The sequence below is a fragment of the Pseudomonas sp. AKS31 genome, assembly GCF_023634765.1.
Taxonomy (GTDB): Bacteria; Pseudomonadota; Gammaproteobacteria; order Pseudomonadales; family Pseudomonadaceae; genus Aquipseudomonas.
On sequence record NZ_JAMLFX010000008.1, the window covers coordinates 217,464 to 238,802 of the forward strand.

Sequence of the window (21,339 nt, forward strand, 5' to 3'; positions counted from 1 at the left end):
TCCCACCAAGGTTTTCGTTGTTCACAAAAACAGCGCCAGCCCCGGACCGGGGCTAGACTCTTTTATTACCCAGTCGAGGGGGACGCAGGACGTCAGCTGTGCCCTGCCCAACTCCGTGACCACCGCCCGGTGGCGCACGCCTCGACCTACGACGCCGCCGGACCGTGATCCTGTTTCAGGAGCACACATGATGGATGAGACGAAGCTCAACGAATTCATGGGCAAACTGGTCAACGACATGGGCGGCGCGGCGATGCTGGCCAATGTCATCGTTGGCGAAGAACTCGGGTTGTACCGGGCAATGGCCGACAGTCAGCCGATCAGTGCCGATGCCCTCGCCGCCAGAACCACCTGCAACCCGCGTCTGGTACGTGAATGGCTCAGCGCTCACGTGGCATCCGGCTACATGGAGCACCATGACGGCCAGTTCCGTTTACCCGAAGAACAAGCGCTGGCCCTGGCCATCGAAGACTCACCGGTGTATGTCGCCGGCGGCCTCGGGGTGGTGGCGTCGTTTTTCCACGACAAGGACAAACTGGTCAAAGCCATGCGCGGCAACGGCGCCCTGTCCTGGGGCGATCACCACCCATGCATGTTCACCGGCACCGAGCGTTTCTTCCGGCCCGGCTACAAAGGTCACCTGATCGCCGAATGGCTGCCGGCGCTGGACGGTGTGGTGGCCAAGCTTGAGCAAGGCGCGAAAGTCGCCGACATTGGCTGCGGTCATGGCGCCTCGACCGTGATCATGGCCCAGGCGTTTCCCAATTCGCGCTTCGTCGGCTACGACTTCCACGCACCCTCGATCACTGTCGCCACCCAGCGCGCCGAGGAAGGTGGAGTCAGCAGCCGGGCGAGGTTCTTTCAGGGTTCGGCAAAAGACTACCCCGGCGATGACTACGACCTGATCTGCTATTTCGACTGCCTGCACGACATGGGCGATCCGGTCGGCGCCGCCCGTCACGCCTATGACTCGCTGAAAGACGATGGCACGGTGTTGCTGGTCGAGCCGTTCGCCAACGACACACTGGACGACAACATCACCCCGGTCGGACGGCTGTTCTACGCAGCCTCGACGTTTATCTGCACCCCCAACTCGCTGTCGCAGGAAGTCGGCCTGGGCCTGGGGGCGCAGGCGGGGGAAGTGCGTCTGCGCAAAGTATTTGCCGAGGCCGGTTTCAAGCAATTCCGCCGGGCCACGCAAACGCCGTTCAACCTGATTCTGGAGGCACGCAAGTAACCTGCGCGGGTCGCGTGCTAACCTGCTGGCACTGCCCACTTCGGAGCGCTGACCATGCTCGACAGCCCGACCCGCGAACACCTCGACACTCTGCAAGAGGTGATGGCCGATGGCGATTTCATTGTGCTGACCGGGGCCGGCATCAGCACGCCGTCGGGCATTCCGGACTACCGCGACCGCGACGGTGTACGCCGTGGCCGGCAGCCGATGATGTATCAGGAATTCCTCGCCGCCCCGGAATCACGCCGCCGCTATTGGGCGCGGGCCATGCTCGGTTGGCCGAGGGTACGTCAGGCGCAACCGAACGCGGCTCACGAGGCATTGGCCGATTTGCAGCACGGTGGGCTGATCCGCGACTTGATCACCCAGAACGTCGACACCCTGCACGATCAGGCCGGCAGTCACGATGTGATCGAATTGCACGGCAGCCTGCATCGCGTTGTGTGTCTGGACTGCGGCCAGCGCAGCGAGCGCGATTCGATTCAACAATTAATGGAAATGCACAACCCGTATCTGGCCGGGGTTGATGCGGTGCAGGCGCCGGATGGCGACACCCTGCTCGACCCGGCCTTCGAAGCGCGCTTTAAGGTGCCGCACTGCCCGCATTGCGCTGGCGAGCGGATGAAACCGGACGTGGTGTTTTTCGGCGAGAACGTCGCGCAGCCCACGGCGGCAAGGGCGATGGCGGCGGCAGAAAATGCGGCGGGGATGTTGGTGGTGGGTTCTTCGTTGATGGCCTATTCGGCGTTTCGCCTGTGCCGGGTGATTGCCGATCGCGGTAAGCCGCTGATCGCAATCAACCTGGGCAAGACCCGGGCGGATGATTTGCTGGATTTGAAGATTGAAGCGTCGTGTGAACAGCTTTTGCCCCTGTTGGTCAGGGAGCTGGATCGGTGAGTTGCTGCATTCTGCGCTCGACTCAGGACCCAAGCCCCTCACCCTAGCCCTCTCCCAGGGGAGAGGGAACTGACCGAGTTGTAGTCAAGCGATACACCGACCTGAAAATTTCGCGTCGAACCCATTTTCTGAAGTGCCCGCGATCAGCTCCCTTCCCCCTCGCCCCCTTGGGAGAGACGGTTGGGGTGAGGGGGTATATCTCACAGTCGACCGAGATCTTCAGCCTTGAGAATATCGAACAACGCCTGCGCCGCTGCCGACAGTTCATTGCCCGGTTCGGTCAGCACGCCGATGGCCCGCTCCACCGAATCATCCAGCGTCAGACAGTGGGCGCCCAGCTCCTGCATCTGCTCGGCGCACAACGCCGGCACGGCACTGACGCCCAGGCCGCTGGCGACCATCCGCCCAACCGTCGCCAATTGATGGCTTTCAAACTCCACCGGCAACTTCATGCCCCGCGCCTGCAGGTGCTCTTCGAGCATCACCCGCACCGTTGATGGTCGCTGCAAGGTGATGAACGGCTCCTGCAACAACGTCTGCCAATCGATTTCGCCGCGCTGTGCCAACGGCGAATCCTTCGACACCACCGCGACGAAGCGATCCATGTACAACGGCGTGAACATCATCGAGGTGTTCTGCATCGGCTCGAATGCCACACCGAGTTCCACCTGACGGTCACGGACCATTTCCAGCACTTGCTCGTTGATCACGTCATTGACCGTGACGTTGACGTTCGGATAGCGCGCGCGAAAGGTCTTGAGAATCGGCGGCAGCAGGTTGCCAGCAAACGACGGCATCGCCGCCAGCGTCACCCGCCCGCGCTGCAAGCTGAAGCGTTGGCGCATTTCGTCTTCGGCGTTATCCCAGTCGGCGATCAAGCGCCGCGCCAGTGGCAGCAAGGATTCGCCTTCGGCAGTCAGCGCGACATTGCGGGTGTTGCGGCTGAACAGGCGCCCGCCCAGGCCCTCTTCCAGCGCTTTGATGGTCAGGCTCAACGCCGATTGCGAGAGGTGCAGACGCTCGCAGGCCACGGCGAAACTCAAGCTCTGGGCGACGGCGAGGAAGGCGCGGATCTGTTTGATGGTCATACTGAAACCTCAGGATCGTCGGTGCATCGTGGTACATGATCGTTCCCACGCTCCTGCGTGGGAACGATCAAGCGTTAAGCCGCACGCCATAACGCGATTATTGAGTTTTATCTATCAATCAACCTTAAAAATCAACTTAACAAATATATCCTTCAGCGCGACACTCCAACCATTCGGCTAGCCAGCCGCGCGCAAATAATAAAAGAGGTGCATATGGCAGGTTTCGACAAGCGTGTGAGTTCCTACGAGGAAGCCCTGGCCGGGCTTGAGGACGGCATGACCGTCATCGCCGGCGGCTTCGGTCTGTGCGGCATTCCGGAAAACCTGATCGCCGAGATCAAGCGCAAAGGCACCCGTGACCTCACCGTCGTCTCCAACAACTGCGGCGTCGACGGTTTTGGCCTCGGCGTGCTGCTCACCGATCATCAGATCAGCAAAGTCATCGCCTCCTACGTCGGCGAAAACAAGCTGTTCGAAGAGCAACTGCTCAAGGGCGACATCGAAGTCATCCTGACCCCGCAAGGCACCCTCGCCGAGAAGATGCGCGCAGGCGGCGCCGGCATTCCGGCCTTCTTCACCGCCACCGGCGTCGGCACCCCGGTCGCCGAAGGCAAGGAAGTACGCGAATTCAAAGGTCGCAAGTACCTGATGGAAGAATCCATCACCGGCGACTTCGCCATCGTCAAAGGCTGGAAAGCCGACCACTTCGGCAACGTCATCTACCGTCACACCGCGCAGAACTTCAACCCGCTGGCGGCTACCGCCGGCAAGATCACCGTGGTTGAAGTCGAAGAAATCGTCGAACCCGGCGAACTCGACCCCTCGCAGATCCACACCCCGGGCATCTACGTCGATCGGGTCATTTGCGGCACGTTCGAAAAACGCATCGAACAGCGCACCATCCGCAAATAATTCAGGCTGACGGAGAATAAAACCATGGCACTTACCCGCGAACAAATGGCTCAGCGCGTCGCCCGCGAAATGCAGGACGGCTTTTATGTGAACCTCGGCATCGGCATTCCGACCCTGGTCGCCAACTACATTCCCGACGGCATGGAAGTCATGCTGCAATCGGAAAACGGCCTGCTCGGCATGGGCCCGTTTCCGACGGAAGACACCATTGATGCCGACATGATCAACGCCGGTAAACAAACGGTAACCGCGCGCATCGGCGCGTCGATTTTCAACTCCGCCGAATCCTTCGCGATGATCCGCGGTGGTCATGTCGACCTGACCGTACTCGGCGCGTTCGAAGTGGACGTCGAAGGCAACATCGCCTCGTGGATGATCCCCGGCAAACTGGTCAAGGGCATGGGCGGCGCGATGGATCTGGTGGCAGGCGCCGACAACATCATCGTGATCATGACCCACGCGTCCAAGGACGGTGAGTCCAAGCTGCTCTCCAAATGCAGCCTGCCGCTGACCGGCGCCGGCTGCATCAAGCGTGTGCTGACCGACCTCGCCTACCTGGAAATCGAAAATGGCGCTTTTGTCCTCAAGGAACGCGCACCTGGCGTCAGCGTCGAGGAAATCGTCGCCAAAACCGCTGGTAAACTGATCGTCCCGGATCACGTACCGGAAATGCAGTTCGCTGCCCAGTGAGGAATTCGAAAATGCAAGACGTCGTAATTGTTGCCGCCACGCGTACCGCGATCGGCAGTTTCCAGGGTTCCCTGGCCAGCGTGTCCGCCGTTGATCTGGGCGCGGTGGTGATCCGCCAGTTGCTCGAACAGACCGGCCTGGACGGTGCGCAGGTCGATGAAGTGATCATGGGCCAGGTGCTGACTGCCGGCGCCGGCCAGAACCCGGCGCGTCAGGCTGCGATCAAGGCTGGCCTGCCCCACGCCGTACCGGCGATGACCCTGAACAAAGTGTGCGGTTCGGGCCTCAAGGCCCTGCACCTCGGCGCGCAGGCGATCCGCTGCGGCGACGCTGAGGTGATCATCGCCGGTGGTCAGGAAAACATGAGCCTGTCCAACTACGTCATGCCGGGCGCGCGAACCGGTCTGCGCATGGGCCATGCGCAAATCGTCGACACCATGATCAGCGATGGTCTGTGGGATGCGTTCAACGACTACCACATGGGCATCACTGCCGAAAATCTGGTCGATAAATACGAGATCAGCCGCGAACAGCAGGACGCCTTCGCCGCAGCCTCTCAACAGAAAGCCGCCGCTGCAATTGAGGCCGGTCGCTTTGTCGATGAGATCACGCCGATCCTGATCCCGCAACGCAAAGGCGATCCGGTTGCGTTCAAGGTCGACGAACAGCCGCGTGGCGACACCACTGCCGAATCCCTGGCGAAACTGCGCCCGGCATTCAAAAAGGACGGCAGCGTCACGGCGGGCAACGCCTCGTCGCTGAACGACGGCGCCGCCGCCGTGATTCTGATGAGCGCAGAAAAAGCCAAATCCCTCGGCCTGCCCGTACTGGCGAAAATCGCCGCCTACGCCAACGCTGGCGTTGACCCGGCGATCATGGGCATCGGTCCGGTGTCGGCGACCCGCCGCTGCCTCGACAAGGCCGGCTGGAATATCGACCAGCTCGACCTGATCGAGGCCAACGAAGCTTTCGCTGCGCAATCGCTGGCCGTGGCCAAGGATCTGCAATGGGATCTGGACAAGGTCAACGTCAACGGCGGCGCCATTGCGCTGGGCCATCCGATCGGTGCATCGGGTTGCCGCGTGCTGGTGACGCTGCTGCATGAAATGATCAAGCGTGATGCAAAAAAGGGTCTGGCGACCCTGTGCATCGGCGGCGGTCAGGGTGTGGCGCTGGCGCTGGAACGCGCATAACCAGAGTTCAACAGCGAACGGCGGATCCACGACATCTGCCGCTTGCTGGCAACAAAAACCCGGTGCGACTTGCGTTGCACCGGGTGTTTTTTTGCCTGTTTAAAATGTGCGTTGAATGTTCCGGCGCCTGCTCGCGAAGAGGCCCGCCCGGCCAGCGAAAATCTAAGGCTTGCGCAACAAATACGTATCCATGATCCACCCATGCTCCGCCCGCGCAGCCTTGCGCACCCGCTCGATCTCATCAGCAACATCCGCCAGCCTGCCACTGATCAAAATCTCGTCCGGCGTGCCGAGGTACGCGCCCCAGTAAATCTCGGTCTGCTGATCGGCGACCCGCTGATACGAGTCTTCGGCATCAAGCATCACCACCACGCTGTCCGCATCACTCACCTGCCCCGCCGCCAAACGTCGACCGGTGGTGATTTCGATGGAGCGACCGATGGTGGTCAACGGCACCTTGTGCTGCGCCGCCAGCGCCTGAACGCTGGTGATCCCGGGGATCACCTCAAACTCGAAGGCACACGCGCCCGAGGCCAGAATCGCCTGGAGGATGCGCACGGTGCTGTCGTACAACGCCGGATCGCCCCACACCAGGAAACCGCCGCACTGGCCGTCAGACAATTGGTCATTGATCAGGCGCTCAAAGGTCTGCTGCTTGGCGCGGTTCAGCTCATCGACACTGGCGGTGTAGTCAATATCGCCGCGTTCGCGCTCCGGGCTGTGGGCCTCGACGAAGCGATAGTCAGGGTCGTCGATGTAGCGCTCGCAAATCTCGCGGCGCAGGTCGATCAGCTTGTCCTTGCTCTGGCCTTTATCCATCAGAAAGAACACGTCGACCCGATTCAGCGCCTTCACCGCCTGCATCGTGATGTAGTCGGGATTGCCGGCACCGATGCCGATCACCAGCAGTTGTTTCATCACAAAGCTCCTTTAAGACACAGGCGCCAGCGCCCGGTGAAGCGCAGTTCAAGCATCGACAATGGTTCGACATCAATGTCATGAAACGCCGAACCGCGCATCACGTGGGTCAGCGCGGCGCGGATGACAAACGGATGCGTCACCGCCACGACATGTCCTGGCGTGGCTTGCAGACTGGACAACCACGTGGCCACGCGCTCGCCCAACTGCATCACCGACTCACCGCCGTGGGGGCTGACTTGCGGGTCTTCGAGCCAAGCGTGCAGCGCTTCTTCTTCCGAGGCTTGCAGGGTTTTGATTGACTGGCCATGCCAGCGTCCCCAGTCACAATCGCGCAGCGCCTCATCAACTTGCGCGTCTGCGCCAAACCACGCCGCTGTCTGTCGCGTGCGCAACTCCGGCGCGCAAATCAAGCGTCGCGCGGCGTCGAAACGCTCGGTTAATGCCCCCGGCGCCAGCCCGCTATTTTCAACAGGTTCATTCGTAGGAAAACACGCCAATTTCTGTGCGACGGTTCGCGCATGGCAAATCAATGTCAAACGAGTGGTCTGCACAGGGATCGCTCCGGTGGGCCTTCATGAAAATCAGCGGCACAAAGCCGTTCTGTCGGTAATTGTGCCGTAAACCGAGGGCTGTGGGACGGTTGACTGGCCCCGGCAAGTGCGGACAGAAGCAGAAATACGGCAATCTCTGACGCTATTGTGGGCGATGGACTACAAGCTCTGTCGAAATCCGTGTAGCCCTTGTTACACGGGCATCTCGCCCCGTTTTGGGGCCTTTTCAACACGTTGAAAAATTCACTAGACATGTAACGCCAGTTACATAAATACTGTTTTGACGGATTATGAAGCGAATTCAACACCCTCATCCAGCAGGAGCCCGGATGCCCCCTCTCAGAGACCTGATCACCGATCCCGGCCTGGATCTTACGCCGTCGGAGCGCAAAGTCGTTCGCGCCTTGCTTGATCAGTACCCACGCAACGGTCTGGGGCCGATGGCGCGTCTGGCCGAACATGCCGGCGTCAGCGATCCGACCATTGTGCGGCTGGTGAAAAAACTCGGCTTCGGCGGTTACGCCGAATTCCAGGATGCCCTGCTCAGTGACATGGACCATCGCCTGCGCTCGCCGCGCACGCTGTTGCAACCGCGCGCCCATCAGCACAAGGACGACGCCTGGAGCCACTATCTGGGCGACAGCCATCGCCTGCTGGTCGAAACCCAATCGCTGACTCAACCCGAAGACGTGCGCATTCTCACCGACTGGCTGCTCGATGCCCGGCATCAGGTGTACTGCTTCGGCGGGCGCTTCAGCAGTCTGATGGCCACCTACCTGCTCAATCACCTGCGTCTGCTGCGCCCCGGCTGCTTTGCTCTGGAAGACAACGCGCAACTGCCTGATCGCCTGTTCGATCTGCAACGTCAGGATGTGGTGTTGCTGTTCGACTATCGCCGCTACCAGACCCAGGCCCTGCGGGTCGCCAGCGCGGCAAAGAACAACAACGCGCGCGTGGTGCTGTTTACCGATATCTATGCCTCGCCGCTGCGCGAGCTGGCCGACCTGATCATCAGCGCCCCGGTGGAATCGGCGTCGCCGTTCGACACCATGGTGCCGGCGCTGGCGCAGGTCGAAGCACTGATCGCCTGCCTGACCTTGCGCACCGAAAACCTCGCCGATCGCCTGGAAGGCATCGATGCCCTGCGCAATGACTTCAACACCCACCTGCTGGAGGATAAATAAGGATGTTCAGCCTTCCCCACCGCTCGCCCCGGGACTTGCCGTTTGTCACCGATCACACCGCACTGTTGCTGGTGGACATGCAGCGTGCCTGGCTCGAACCGCAGTTCGACGCGCACCTCAACGGGCCTGACGCCGAGTATTTCCTGACCCGTGCACACATGCAGGTGGTGCCCAACCAACGTCGTTTGCTCAGCGCTTTTCGCGAGGCGCGGCAGAATGTGCTGCACACCATTATCGAAAGCCTTACTGCGGATGGTCGCGATCGCTCGCTCGATCACAAACTCTCGGACATGCATCTGCCCAAGGGCAGCGTGCAGGCACGGATCATCGAAGACCTGAGCCCGGTGGAAAACGAAATCGTTCTGCCGAAGACTTCGTCCGGGGTGTTCAACTCGACCAACATCGACTACGTCCTGCGCAACCTCGAAACCCGTCACCTGATCATCGCTGGCATCGTCACCGACCAATGCGTTGACATGGCGGTACGCGACGCCGCCGATCGCGGTTATCTGGTCACCCTGGTGGAAGATGCCTGCGCCACTTACAGCGCCGAACGCCATCACGCCTGCCTGAATGCGATCAAGGGTTACTGCTGGATCACCGACACCGACACCGTGCTCGCCCGCCTGCAGGAGATGCGGCCATGAGCGCGCGCCTGTCACCGCTGCCGATGACCACGCTGGTCACCACCGACCTGATCGGCATCACCCGGGGCCGCTCGTTTCCCACCGATGAGCTGGAACATTATCAGGCCGCCGGTTGCGGCTGGGTGCCGGCCAACAGCGCGTTGACGCCGCAGGACATCATTGCTTCGACCAATCCGTGGGGCGCGTATGGCGACCTGCGGCTGATTCCCGACCTGAGCAGCCGCGTCACTGTCGGCAACGGCCCGGACGCCGACGCACCAGCGCTGGATTTCATTCACGGCGATATCCGTGAAACCGATGGCCGCCCGTGGGGCGCCTGCCCGCGCACGCTGTTGCGTGATGAAATCGAGCGTTATCGCGATGAACTGGGCTTGCAGGTCAACGCTGCGTTCGAACACGAATTCAACCTGCACGCCGGTTTTGCCGAACATCTGGCGTTTTCCCTCGAAGCCCAGCGTCAGGGTGCCGAGTTCGGCGGCTGGCTGCTCAGCGCCCTGCGCGCCGGCGGGGTCGAACCGGAAATGTTTCTGCCGGAATACGGCAAACACCAATACGAAATCACCTGCCGCCCGACGCTCGGCGTGGCGGCGGCCGATCGCGCCGTCAACGTGCGCGAGATTACCCGCGAGATCGCCCGGCAAATGGGCCTGGACTTGAGCTTTGCGCCGAAGACCGCCGCCGACGCGGTGTGCAATGGCGTGCACTTGCACGTCAGCCTGCTCGATCTGGCCGGCCAGCCGATGCTTTACGACGCGGGCACCAGCAACGGTCTGTCGAGTCTCGGCCAGCATTGGGCGGCGGGGATCCTGCATTACCTGCCGGCACTCTGTGCCTTCACCGCACCGACGCCGGTGTCGTACGAGCGCTTGCAACCGCATCACTGGAGCGCGTCCTACGCCTGTCTGGGCCAGCAGAACCGCGAGGCGGCGCTGCGCATCTGCCCGACCGTGACCCTCGGCGGCAAGTCCGTGGCCAACCAGTTCAACCTCGAATTCCGCGCCATGGACGCCACCGCTTCGCCGCATCTGGCCATGGCTGCGCTGTTGATCGCCGGGCGACTAGGCATCGAACAGCGCCTGGCGCTGAACGCGATCACCAACGAAATCCCCGATTCACTCAACGACGAGCAACGCAAGGCCCGGGGCATCGTCGCCCTGCCCGCCTCGCTGGCCCAGGCGCTGGATTGCCTGCGCAACAGTGGCGCCTTCAGCGAATGGCTGCCCAAGCCGCTGCTCGACACCTATTACGCCCTTAAAACCGAGGAACTGGCGCTGACGGAACAGCTCTCGCCCGCTGACTTGTGTGAGCACTATGCACGCCTGTACTGAATCCACCGAGCTGGGGTTGTACACCCGACCGGCCTACAACCTGAGCCGCGCCGATTCGACGCACCCGCTGATTCTGGTGTGCGAACACGCCAGCCGCTACATCCCCGAGGCCCTGAACAATCTGGGCCTGGACGAGGTCGCCGCTGGTGAACACATCGCCTGGGACATTGGCGCGCTGCAACTGGCCGAGCAGTTATCGGAAAGGCTCGGCGCAACCCTGTTGAGCGCCAATTATTCGCGCCTGCTGATCGATCTGAACCGGCCACGCCACGCCCCGGACAGCATTCCGGTGCAGAGCGAAATCTATCAGGTGCCGGGCAACCGCGAACTGGACGAAGCCACCCGCGAATACCGTCGCCAGACCCTGTTCAAACCGTTTCACGCGCGCTTGCAAACGTTGATCGACGCACGCGTGGCACAGGGCCAAGCGGTGCGTGTGGTGGGGATTCACAGTTTCACCCCGGTGTTTTACGGCCAGCCGCGACCGCTGGAAGCCGGCGTGTTGTTCGGTCAGGCCAGGGCCTACGCGCAACGCCTGCTCGACGGCCTCGGCGAGCATCCGCTGAAAGTGGCAGGCAACCAGCCGTACAAGATCGATCCGCTGGGCGACATGACCGTGCCTGTGCACGGCGATGCCCGTGGCCTCGACTCGGTGCTGATCGAGGTGCGCAACGACTTGCTGCGCAGCCCCGAAGCGGTATCACGCTGGGCCGGATACCTCGCGCCATTGCTGTAATGCAAGACTGCTGACGCTGTAAACGATGGACCGATAACAACTAAAACGACCGACTGGCTGACAAGGAGTTGCGCTTCATGGAAATTGAAGAATTCGGCTACAAGCAAGAGTTGAAACGTAGCCTGACGCTGACCGACCTGGTGGTGTACGGGATGATCTTCATGATCCCCATCGCCCCGTTCGGTGTGTATGGCTACGTCAACGCCGAGGCCCCGGGGATGGTGCCGCTGGCGTACATCATCGGCATGGTGGCGATGCTGTTCACCGCGCTGAGCTACGGCAGCATGGCCAAGGCCTTTCCGATTGCCGGTTCGGTGTATTCCTATGCGCAACGCGGCCTCAATCAGCACGTCGGCTTCATCGCCGGTTGGCTGATGCTGCTCGATTACCTGCTGATCCCGCCCCTGCTTTACGTTTACGCGGCGATGGCCCTCAACCATTTGTACCCCGACATCCCGAAAGTCGGCTTCATTCTGGCCTTTCTGGTCAGCGCCACCTTCGTCAACCTGCGCGGCATCACCTTCACCGCACGGATGAACATCATCTTCCTGCTGGCGCAACTGGTGGTGCTGGGGATTTTCCTGTTCTACGCCTGGAATGCCCTGCACAACGGTGGCGGTAACGGCGAATTGACTCTGGCGCCGCTGTATCACCCGGAAACCTTTAACTTCGCCCTGCTGATGCAAGCGGTGTCGATTGCGGTGCTGTCGTTCCTTGGCTTCGATGCGATCTCCACGCTCGCCGAAGAAATCAAGGGTGATCCGGGCAAAAGCGTCGGCAAAGCCGCGTTGATCACCCTGATGGTGATGGGCGTGATTTTCGTTGCGCAAACCTGGATCGCCACTGATCTGGCGGCGGGCATGGGTTTCAAATCCGCCGACACCGCGTTCTATGAAATCGCCGAAATCGCCGCCGGCAGTTGGCTGGCGACCCTGACCGCTGTCGCGACGGCTCTGGCCTGGGGCGTGGCCGTGGCCATCACTTCGCAAGCCGCAGTCTCGCGCCTGCTGTTCGGCATGGCCCGCGACGGCAAACTGCCAAAAGTGCTGGCCAAGGTGCACCCGAAACACAACACGCCGTACCTGAGCATTTATCTGGTGGCAGTGCTGTCGCTGGTGATCTGCTACCTGTTCATCAACTCGGTCGACACCCTGACCTCGCTGGTCAACTTCGGCGCGCTCAGCGGTTTCATGCTGCTGCACCTGACAGTGATCAACTACTACTGGCGTCGGCAGAAATCCGGTCAGGTGGTGCGCCACCTGATCTGCCCGGTGATCGGCTTCATCATCGTCGCGGCCATCATGTACAACATGGGCGTCGATGCGCAGAAACTCGGCCTGATCTGGATTGCCCTGGGTCTGGTGTACCTGTTCTTCCTCAACAAGTTCGGCGCCAGCACCGCGCTGCCTGACCCGAGCAACGGCTGACAAGAAAAAGAGCGGCGTCTGACAACAAATCAGGCGACCGCCGATTTATCGCGTGGAAACCGACAGTGATAGTCAGGTTCGGCGAATTTGCCGAACCTTTTGATACAGGAGTACATCCATGCTGGTCTTACGCCCAGTCGAACAGACTGACCTGCCCCAGCTACAGCAATTGGCCCGCGACAGTCTGGTGGGCGTGACTTCCCTGCCGGACGACAGCGACCGCCTGCGCGAGAAAATCGCCGGCTCCTGCGCCTCGTTCGCCAGCGCGGCGCAGGCTAACGGCCCGGAGAACTACTTCTTCGTGCTGGAAGACCTGGACAGCCAACGGCTGGTCGGCTGCTCGGAGATTCTCGCGACGGCGGGCTTTGACGAGCCGTTCTACAGCTTGCGCAACCGCCATTTCACCAGTGCATCCCGCGAGCTGAACATTGAGCACGGTGTGCCGGCGCTGTCGCTGTGCCATGACCTCAGCGGCCACACGCTGCTGCGCGGTTTTCATATCGATGCCGAACGGGTGCGTACGCCGTTTTCCGAATTGTTGTCACGGGCGCGCCTGTTGTTCATCGCCGCCCACACGTCGCGCTTTGCCGAGGCAGTGATTACTGAACTGGTCGGCTACAGCGACGAGCAAGGTCATTCGCCGTTCTGGGATGCGCTGGGCAAACACTTCTTTGACCTGCCCTACGCGGAAGCCGAGCGGCTGTGCGGGCTGCAGAGCCGCACGTTCCTCGCCGAACTGATGCCGCAATACCCGATCTACGTGCCGATGCTGCCGCAAGCCGCGCAGGACTGCATCGGGCGCATCCACCCGGACGGGCAGGAAGCGTTCGACATCCTTGAGCGTGAAGGCTTCGAAACCAACAGCTACATCGACTTGTTCGATGCTGGCCCGACCCTGTATGCGCGCACCGCCAACATTCGTTCGATCGCCCGCAGCCAGACGGCAACGGTGCAGCAACGGCCACAAATCGATGCCCGTGGCCGTTATCTGCTGAGCAACGACGCGCTGCACGGCTTCCGGGCAATCATGGCCGAACTCGATTACCAGACTGATCAACCGCTGGCCCTCACCCCTGCAATGTGTGCGGCGCTGAACGTGACCGATGGCAGCCCGATCCGGCTGATTGCCCTGTGAAACCTACTCGATTCCGCAGCCAACGACAGTGCCCGAACAGGCGCGCAGAAGGAGTTACAGCATGATTGTCCGCCCGGTCAAAGTCAGCGACCTGCCAGCCTTGATGGCGCTGGTGCAACAGGCCGGCCCGGGGTTCACCACCCTGCCGGCCAATGAAGATCGCCTGTCCCACCGGGTTCGCTGGGCGCAACGAGCGTTCGCCGAACAAGTGGAACGGGCCGACGCGGACTATCTGTTTGTGCTTGAAGACGACGACATGCGCGTAGTCGGCGTCAGCGCCCTGGCCGGGGCGGTCGGCCTGCGCGAGCCCTGGTACAACTATCGGGTCGGGCTGACGGTAAGTTCGGCGCCGGATCTGGGCATTCAGCGGCAGATTCCGACGCTATTTCTCAACAACGAACTGACCGGCCAATCGGAGCTGTGCTCGCTGTTTCTCGGCCATGATCAGCGCCACGGCAGCAATGGCCGCCTGCTGTCGCTGGGGCGCTTGCTGTTCGTTGCCGAGTTTCCGCACCTGTTCGGCGAAAAGATAATCGCCGAACTGCGTGGCAGTGCCGATGAACACGGTTGTTCGCCGTTCTGGGACAGCCTGGGCCGGCATTTCTTTCAAATGGACTTCAGCCATGCCGACCACTTGTCCGGGCTGGGCAACAAATCGTTCATCGCCGAACTGATGCCGCGCCAGCCGCTGTACACCTGCATGCTCACCGAACAAGCCCAGGCGGCGATCGGCCAGGCACATCCGAATACCGAACCGGCGCTGAAAATCCTCCAGGCCGAAGGTTTCATCCACAAAGGCTACATCGACATCTTCGACGGCGGCCCGGTGATCGAAGCGCCGGTGCGCTCGATCCGCACCGTGCGCGAAAGCGTCGAGCTGACCCTGATCCTCGGCAGCCAGGACGAACAGGCGCCGCTGTGGCTGATTCACAACCGGCGTCTGGAAAACTGCCGCATCACCGTCGCCCGCGCTCGCCGGGTCGGCAGCAGCCTGGTGATCGACCGCCTCACCGCCAAGCGCCTGCAACTGCAACCGGGTAATTCGGTGCGGGCGGTGATGTTGCCCAATCAACAGCAACAGGCGGTGGCGGCCTGACGGTCACCACCGCAAAAAGGTAAATCCTTTCAGCAAAAGGGCCCGCGGCAACCTGTCCCTTGCAAATTCGTCATGATCCTTGACCCATTCGCGTGATAGCCTTTTCATTCTTCGGCGTTGACACCTTTGTTCAAGCCTTTCCATTCCTTTGTATTGGTGGAACTTGTATGACCCGGCTTTCCCATCAAGATTTGCGCCGTAACTTCCGTCAACTGCTGGCTTCCGACACCTGCTACCACACGGCATCGGTGTTCGATCCGATGTCCGCGCGCATTGCCGCAGACCTGGGTTTTGAAGTGGGCATCCTCGGCGGTTCCGTAGCCTCTTTGCAGGTGCTCGGCGCCCCGGACTTTGCCCTGATCACCCTCAGCGAGTTCGCCGAGCAGGCCACCCGCATCGGCCGCGTCGCCCAATTGCCGGTGATCGCCGACGCCGACCACGGCTACGGCAACGCCCTCAACGTGATGCGCACCATCGTCGAACTGGAACGCGCCGGCGTCGCCGCCCTGACCATCGAAGACACCTTGCTGCCGGCGCAATTCGGCCGCAAATCCACCGACCTGATCACCGTTGCCGAAGGCGTCGGCAAGATCCGCGCGGCGCTGGAAGCCCGGGTTGATACGGAAATGGCGATCATCGCCCGTACCAATGCCGGCATCCTGCCGAATCAGGAAATCATCAGCCGCACTCGCCAATATCAAGCGGCCGGCGCTGACGGTATTTGCATGGTCGGGGTTCAGGATTTCGATCAGCTAGAACAAATCGCCGAACACCTGACCGTACCGCTGATGCTGGTGACCTACGGCAACCCGGCGCTGCGCGACGACAAGCGTCTGGCCGAGCTCGGTGTACGTGTGACCATCGATGGCCATGGTGCGTACTTTGCGGCGATCAAAGCGACGTATGACAGCCTGCGTGAGCAGCGACAGATCTTTACCCAGGCGTCCGATCTGAGCGCGACTGAACTGACGCACACCTACACCCAGCCGGAGGAATACATTCTCTGGGCCAAGGAATACATGAGCGTCAAGGAGTGATGGGTTGGCCGGGCTGACGCCATCGCTGGCAAGCCAGGCTCCCACAGGTTATGCGGTTCGACATCAATTGATGGTTCAACACCAAACCCTGTGGGAGCTGGCTTGCCAGCGATGAGGCCCGCCGCTACACCACTAAACCGGCGTCTTGTAAGCCTCTTCCCGCTGCACCGCCCGCGCCTGAATCACATTCAGAATCGCACAGCCCTCGCGCATCAACAGATGCACCGCGCTGGTCACCCGCGTCAGATCACAATCGGAAATGCCCTTGAGGTTGAGACTGGCAAAGGTGTCGGCCAGATCGCGCACAACCACAAACCGGTGCATCGCACAGGCGGCCATGTCGCTGAGTTCTGAATGGGTGTTGAGGAAGAGCACCGGGGAATCGGCGTCGTAGGTGTCGATGGGGAGGAAGCGGGGCATTACTTGGTCGGTCATAGAGTTCACTCCAAATAGGGGTCAGGTGCTGTATTCGACCGGCCAAGATCGTCGCAGATTTTTCTGCGAGCCGAGACTATAAGAGCCGCGCTCAACGGCCGCAATGAGCGTTTCTGTCGGACTTTTCGGTATTTTTTGTACGCCGTCCGCGCCTTCCACTTTTCCCACAAAAGCCCCTCACCCTAGCCCTCTCCCAGAGGGAGAGGGAACTGAATGGGGGATGCTCTGGATCTACGCCGACTTGTGATACCGCGCTGAATCCGACCTTGAATTCAAATGGATCTTTCAGATCGCCGTATTCATCACAAACAACACGGTCAGTCCCCTCTCTCTCCAGGAAAGGGAACTGATTGGGGGATGCTCGGGATCTACGCCGACTTGTGATACCGCGCTGAATCCGACTTTGAATTCAAATGGATCTTTCAGATCGCCGTATTCATCACAAACAACACGGTCAGTCCCCTCTCCCTCCAGGAAAGGGAACTGATTGGGGGATGCTCTGGATCTACGCCGACTTGTGATACCGCGCTGAATCCGACTTTGAATTCAAATGGATCTTTCAGATCGCCGTATTCATCACAAACAACACGGTCAGTCCCCTCTCCCTCTGGGAGAGGGTGAGGGCAAATGCACCTGACACCCAACCCGCATCAGTCACACCACAAAACCACTCACCGCGGCTTGGCCAACTCCATAATCATCCGCGACAACAGATAAATCCGCGGCGCCACACTCGCCACTTCGGCGTACTCCTCCGGCGTGTGAATATTGCCGCCAACAATCCCGAAGCCATCCAGCGTCGGCGTGCCAACCCCGGCCGACAAACTCGCATCCGCCGCACCGCCACTGCCCTCCTCCGTCAACTTGCGGCCAATCTCGCCATAAATCCCCTGGGCCATGGCCATCAGGCGATCCGACTCAGGCGTCTTCGGCATCGGTGGCAGCCCGCGTTGCAACGAAGTCTTCACTTCCGTCTCAGCAATCAGCTTGTCCTGCGACACCCGCGCCAGATCCTTTTCGATCCGGTCAAACTCCTCCGGCACCGCCGCGCGCACATCAGCCTTGGCCGTGGCTTGATCGGGGATCACGTTGGTGCGATCACCGGCCTTGAGCACGGTGAAGTTGATGGTGGTTTTCTTTGCCTCATCGCCGAGTTTGCCCAGTTGCAGAATCTGGTGTGCGGCTTCCATCGCGGCATTGCGTCCCAGTTCCGGGGCGACGCCGGCGTGTGCGGCTTTGCCCTTGACCTCGACCAGCGCCGTCGCGCTGCCCTTGCGCCACACCACCAGTCCATCGGCCGGGCGGCCCGGCTCAAGGTTGAGGGTTACGTCGTGCTGTTTCGCGGTTTTCTTGATCAGGTCGGTGGCGACGTCCGACCCGGTTTCTTCGCTGGCGTCGAGCAGGAAGGTGATTTGCGCGTAGTCCTTGAAGTCGAGGTTTTTCAGGACTTTCAGCGCATAGATCCCGGCGACGATGCCGCCCTTGTCATCCATCACCCCGGGCCCGTAAGCGCGGCCATCCTTGATGTGGAACGGCCGCTCAGCCGCCGAACCTTCCTTGAACACCGTGTCCATGTGCGCCATCAGGAGGATTTTCGCCTTTCCGGTGCCCTTCAGCGTCGCGAGTACATGGTTGGATTTTTCCGGTGTGTTCGGCACCAGTTCGATGCTGGCGCCGAGTTTTTTCAGCTCATCGATGGCGATGTCGCTGACTTGCTTGAGGCCGGGCTCATAGCCGGAACCGGAGTCGATATTGACCAGCCGCTCCAGCAGTTTCAGCGCTTCTGGCTGGTATTGCTCGGCATCGGCGAGTACTTGTTTATGCGGTTCGGCGAAGGCGTGGGCAGTGGAGAAGGCGAGAGACAGGCCAAGGCTGGCGGCCAGCAGGGAGCGAGAAAATGAGCACGTCATGAAGCCTTCCTTGTTTCGCGTCGGGGGGACTTGAACCGTACCCGACATCGGCGCGAGGCTCTACACCGAATGCGACATCTCCCTGACCACCACCGAACGCGTGTAGGAGCTGCCGAAGGCTGCGATCTTTTGATTTTGATTTAGAAAAAACAAAGTCAAAAGATCGCAGCCTTCGGCAGCTCCTACAGGGGATGAGTGGTGTGCGGATCAGACCGAATCCAGCAACGTCTGCCGCGGCTTGTCATCGCAATTGCAGATCACCCGGTTACGCCCGCTCGCCTTGGCCTCGTACAACGCCTGATCGGCATCATTGAGCCAGCGTGTTGCGTCGGCATGCGCCGGATCGTACGCCGCCAGGCCAATACTCAAGCTAACCTTCAACGCCGGATTCTGCTCATAACCCAGAATCGCAAAGCGTTCACGCAACGCTTCCATCGCCTGCGCGGCATTGAACAGCGGCAGATCCGGCAAAATCACGCAAAACTCATCACCGCCATAACGCCCGGCAACGTCTGTCGCCCGCAGGTTTTGTTTAAGCAACTTGCTCAACTGACGCAACACGATGTCGCCCGCAACATGGCCATAGGTGTCGTTGATCGCCTTGAAGTGATCGATGTCGATCAGCGCAATCGCCGCGCCCTGCTTCTGTCGCTTGCAGCGCTGAAAAGCGATCTCCAGTTGATCCTTCCAGGCGCCATGATTGAGCAGCCCGGTGAGGCTGTCGGTGCGGCTCAGGGCGAGCAATTCGCGTTTATGCCGACCCAGGGTGTAGGCCTGGCGAAAGCAGATCCAGCCCAGCGCCAATGGGTACAGCAGCAGTAACGGGAAACAGGCATACATCTGCGCAGGCGTGGTTTGCGGAATGAATGCCGGAGCAAAGACCACCAGCCCGACGCCAACCCCGAGCAACTGCGCCGCCGAGCCTGCCAGTAGAAAGCGTGAACCGCCGATCGCAACGTTGTTCATCGCCATCATCGAAATGGTCGTCGCCGTGGGCAGCGGATTGAAATGCATGGCGGCAAGCCAAAAGCCGCCGAAAAACGCGTCGATCAACAGATTGCGGTGTTCAGCGTGGTAGGGAACCCGGGCGCGGCGTGCCCATTGAAACGCCAGATGCGGCCAGACGAGACCGTTGAAGAACATCAGTGCCCAGACCCACAGCGGCGGATCCAGCGCATACATCGCAACCGCTACACACAGCAACCCCAGCAACAGCCCGAGGACTCGCGACGTATAAAGCCTCCTGGCCAATGAAAGTCCCTTTCCTCCCGAATTTCCCATAAGGACCTCGATCACGCACACCGCAGGACGGATGTGTTGGGAGTCTAACAGGGAGACGTTAAATAGCCATCACCGGCCAGCGGGCTGAATAGAGCGACATCAGGGTCGCGCACAGTGCAAATATTTGGCTATACATGAAAGGAGCAAAATGGAAAAACAACTATAAGAAGGAGGCCCATGCACATCTATCACGTGTTGATCATCGGCAGCGGTTTTGGCGGTCAATGTGCTGCGGTCAACCTGCTAAAAGCCGGAATCGACGATTTTCGCCTGCTGGAGCGTCGGGACTTCCTTGGCGGCACCTGGTGCCAGAACACCTACCCCGGCGCGGCGGTGGACGTGCCGTCGCCGCTGTATTCGCTGTCGTTCGCGCCGTACCGCTGGTCGCAGATGTTCGCTGGACAAGCTGAGCTGCAGCGCTACACCGAGCATGTCATCGAGCAGTTCGGTTTACGTGACCGCGTGGAACTGGAGGCCAATGTCGAGCGCGTCGAATGGGACGACACGGAAAAACGCTGGGCCGTGCACACCGGCAGCAAAGGCACTTTTTATACGCAGTTCCTGATCAATGCCACCGGGCCATTGAGCCAACCGGTCATCCCACACTTTCCCGGCCAGGATCGCTTTCAAGGCAAGACTTTTCATACAAACAATTGGGATCACAGCTACGACTACCGGGGTAAACGCGTGGCCATCGTCGGCAGCGGCGCCAGCGCGGTGCAGGTGATTCCGGCGATTGCGCCGCAGGTCGAGCAATTGCACGTGTTTCAGCGCACACCACACTGGGTGCTGCCCCGCGCCGATCGTCAGTTCGGGCCGCTGCAACGCTGGCTGCTCGGCCGCAAACCCACCTACAAACTGTTGCGCTGGCTGATTTACTGGCAATTCGAAACCCGGGTCATCGCCTTCAAATACTCGAAAGCGGCAATTCACATGGTTCAGCAGCACGCTTTGCGTTTTCTCAAACGTCAGGTGCCGGACCCGGTGCTGCGGGAAAAACTCACCCCGGACTTCACCATCGGCTGCAAGCGGGTACTGGTGTCCAGCACCTATTACCCGGCGCTGAGTCGCGCCAACGTCACCTTGCACACCCGCGAGCAAGGCATCGCTTCCATCGACGAAACCGGCATCAACACCCAGGACGGCCAGCACATCGATGTTGACCTGATCGTCTGGTCGACCGGATACGACGCCACCGACGGGGTGATTTCCTACCCGGTCAGCGGAAAAAACGCCGTGCAACTCAGAGATGTCTGGGCGCAATACCCGCGCGCCTATCTGGGCACCAGCCTGCCGGACTTTCCCAACCTGTTTATCGTCACCGGCCCCAACACCGGCATCGGCCACACCTCGGCGCTGTTCATCATCGAGTCGCAGATGAACTACATCCTCGACTGCATTCGCACCGTGCAGGCCAAAGGCCTGCGCAGCATTGAAGTGCGCCGTGAAGCGGAACGTACCTACACTGAGATGATTCATCGGGAAATGCAGCGCACGGTGTGGAAGTCCGGCGGCTGCCACAGTTGGTATCAAAGCAAGAGCGGTCATGTGATCGCGATGTTTCCCGGCTTCAGTTTCAGCTATCACCGCTTGACCCGGGCGCTGAAACCGGCCGACCACATTCTGTCCTGAAC

At 60.7% G+C, this 21,339-nt stretch carries 20 protein-coding genes; 14 read left to right on the plus strand and 6 right to left on the minus strand.

Annotation, left to right across the window (positions count from 1 at the left end; translation table 11 throughout):
• The first annotated feature begins 190 nt into the window (after positions 1-190).
• Positions 191-1,237, plus strand: a complete 1,047-nt coding sequence (locus tag M9827_RS20150) for a class I SAM-dependent methyltransferase (RefSeq protein WP_250606877.1) — start codon at positions 191-193, stop codon at positions 1,235-1,237.
• Between the two features lie 54 nt (positions 1,238-1,291).
• Entirely contained in the window at positions 1,292-2,134 is an 843-nt protein-coding gene (locus M9827_RS20155; RefSeq protein WP_250606807.1) for an NAD-dependent protein deacetylase, read from the plus strand.
• A gap of 200 nt (positions 2,135-2,334) precedes the next feature.
• On the opposite strand, the gene M9827_RS20160 is transcribed toward M9827_RS20155, so the two are convergent.
• Positions 2,335-3,222, minus strand: a complete 888-nt coding sequence (locus tag M9827_RS20160) for a LysR family transcriptional regulator (protein WP_250606808.1) — start codon at positions 3,220-3,222, stop codon at positions 2,335-2,337.
• A 213-nt stretch (positions 3,223-3,435) separates the two neighbouring features.
• Between M9827_RS20160 and M9827_RS20165 the strand changes: the two genes are divergently transcribed.
• Genes M9827_RS20165 through M9827_RS20175 form a run of 3 tightly spaced genes read left to right on the plus strand, consistent with a single transcriptional unit; the run spans position 3,436 to position 6,017 of the window.
• A complete protein-coding gene (locus tag M9827_RS20165; protein ID WP_250606809.1) occupies positions 3,436-4,134 on the plus strand; it encodes a CoA transferase subunit A in 699 nt (232 codons plus the stop codon).
• A gap of 24 nt (positions 4,135-4,158) precedes the next feature.
• On the plus strand, positions 4,159-4,824 hold the full coding sequence (locus M9827_RS20170) for a CoA transferase subunit B (protein ID WP_116031285.1): 666 nt from the start codon (positions 4,159-4,161) through the stop codon (positions 4,822-4,824).
• Between the two features lie 11 nt (positions 4,825-4,835).
• Positions 4,836-6,017: an acetyl-CoA C-acetyltransferase gene (locus tag M9827_RS20175; RefSeq protein ID WP_250606810.1), complete on the plus strand. Its 1,182-nt coding sequence runs from the start codon at positions 4,836-4,838 to the stop codon at positions 6,015-6,017.
• A gap of 162 nt (positions 6,018-6,179) precedes the next feature.
• Here M9827_RS20175 and cobF read toward each other — a convergent pair whose 3' ends face one another.
• Together cobF and M9827_RS20185 are read right to left on the minus strand one after the other, a co-directional pair.
• The gene (cobF, locus tag M9827_RS20180) at positions 6,180-6,935 is read right to left on the minus strand and encodes a precorrin-6A synthase (deacetylating) (RefSeq protein ID WP_250606811.1); all 756 of its coding nucleotides are present in this window, start codon (positions 6,933-6,935) and stop codon (positions 6,180-6,182) included.
• Positions 6,935-7,489: a histidine phosphatase family protein gene (locus tag M9827_RS20185; RefSeq protein WP_250606812.1), complete on the minus strand. Its 555-nt coding sequence runs from the start codon at positions 7,487-7,489 to the stop codon at positions 6,935-6,937. The genes cobF and M9827_RS20185 overlap by 1 nt, the downstream gene beginning before the upstream one ends.
• 329 nt (positions 7,490-7,818) lie before the next feature.
• Here M9827_RS20185 and M9827_RS20190 point away from each other — a divergent pair, with 329 nt between their 5' ends.
• The 8 genes from M9827_RS20190 (at position 7,819) to M9827_RS20225 (ending at position 16,079) form a co-directional block, all read left to right on the plus strand.
• A complete protein-coding gene (locus tag M9827_RS20190; protein ID WP_034152527.1) occupies positions 7,819-8,673 on the plus strand; it encodes a MurR/RpiR family transcriptional regulator in 855 nt (284 codons plus the stop codon).
• 2 nt (positions 8,674-8,675) lie between these two features.
• Positions 8,676-9,320, plus strand: a complete 645-nt coding sequence (locus tag M9827_RS20195) for a cysteine hydrolase family protein (protein ID WP_034152528.1) — start codon at positions 8,676-8,678, stop codon at positions 9,318-9,320.
• The gene (locus tag M9827_RS20200; RefSeq protein WP_250606813.1) at positions 9,317-10,648 is read left to right on the plus strand and encodes a type I glutamate--ammonia ligase; all 1,332 of its coding nucleotides are present in this window, start codon (positions 9,317-9,319) and stop codon (positions 10,646-10,648) included. Before M9827_RS20195 ends, M9827_RS20200 begins: the two co-directional genes overlap by 4 nt.
• On the plus strand, positions 10,632-11,384 hold the full coding sequence (locus M9827_RS20205; RefSeq protein WP_250606814.1) for an N-formylglutamate amidohydrolase: 753 nt from the start codon (positions 10,632-10,634) through the stop codon (positions 11,382-11,384). Before M9827_RS20200 ends, M9827_RS20205 begins: the two co-directional genes overlap by 17 nt.
• Positions 11,385-11,461: 77 nt before the next feature.
• Positions 11,462-12,811 carry an APC family permease gene (locus M9827_RS20210; RefSeq protein ID WP_250606815.1) on the plus strand — a complete coding sequence of 450 codons (1,350 nt, stop codon included), beginning with the start codon at positions 11,462-11,464 and terminating at the stop codon, positions 12,809-12,811.
• Between the two features lie 118 nt (positions 12,812-12,929).
• Complete coding sequence (locus M9827_RS20215) at positions 12,930-13,946, plus strand: arginine N-succinyltransferase (RefSeq protein ID WP_250606816.1); 1,017 nt, start codon at positions 12,930-12,932, stop codon at positions 13,944-13,946.
• A gap of 61 nt (positions 13,947-14,007) precedes the next feature.
• Positions 14,008-15,042, plus strand: a complete 1,035-nt coding sequence (gene astA / locus M9827_RS20220) for an arginine N-succinyltransferase (protein ID WP_250606817.1) — start codon at positions 14,008-14,010, stop codon at positions 15,040-15,042.
• A 167-nt stretch (positions 15,043-15,209) separates the two neighbouring features.
• Positions 15,210-16,079: an oxaloacetate decarboxylase gene (locus M9827_RS20225; protein ID WP_016774123.1), complete on the plus strand. Its 870-nt coding sequence runs from the start codon at positions 15,210-15,212 to the stop codon at positions 16,077-16,079.
• Between the two features lie 132 nt (positions 16,080-16,211).
• Here the strand turns inward: M9827_RS20225 and M9827_RS20230 are convergent, their stop codons facing one another.
• From M9827_RS20230 to M9827_RS20240, 3 genes are all read right to left on the minus strand, one after another.
• Positions 16,212-16,514, minus strand: coding sequence for a hypothetical protein (locus tag M9827_RS20230; protein WP_250606818.1), 303 nt, complete (start codon positions 16,512-16,514; stop codon positions 16,212-16,214).
• Positions 16,515-17,185: 671 nt separating this feature from the next.
• Positions 17,186-18,424, minus strand: coding sequence for a M20/M25/M40 family metallo-hydrolase (locus tag M9827_RS20235; RefSeq protein ID WP_250606819.1), 1,239 nt, complete (start codon positions 18,422-18,424; stop codon positions 17,186-17,188).
• A gap of 207 nt (positions 18,425-18,631) precedes the next feature.
• Positions 18,632-19,705 (minus strand): diguanylate cyclase, encoded by a 1,074-nt coding sequence (locus tag M9827_RS20240; RefSeq protein WP_250606820.1) that lies wholly within the window; start codon positions 19,703-19,705, stop codon positions 18,632-18,634.
• Positions 19,706-19,882: 177 nt separating this feature from the next.
• Between M9827_RS20240 and M9827_RS20245 the strand changes: the two genes are divergently transcribed.
• A complete protein-coding gene (locus M9827_RS20245; RefSeq protein WP_250606821.1) occupies positions 19,883-21,337 on the plus strand; it encodes a flavin-containing monooxygenase in 1,455 nt (484 codons plus the stop codon).
• Positions 21,338-21,339: the final 2 nt, after the last annotated feature.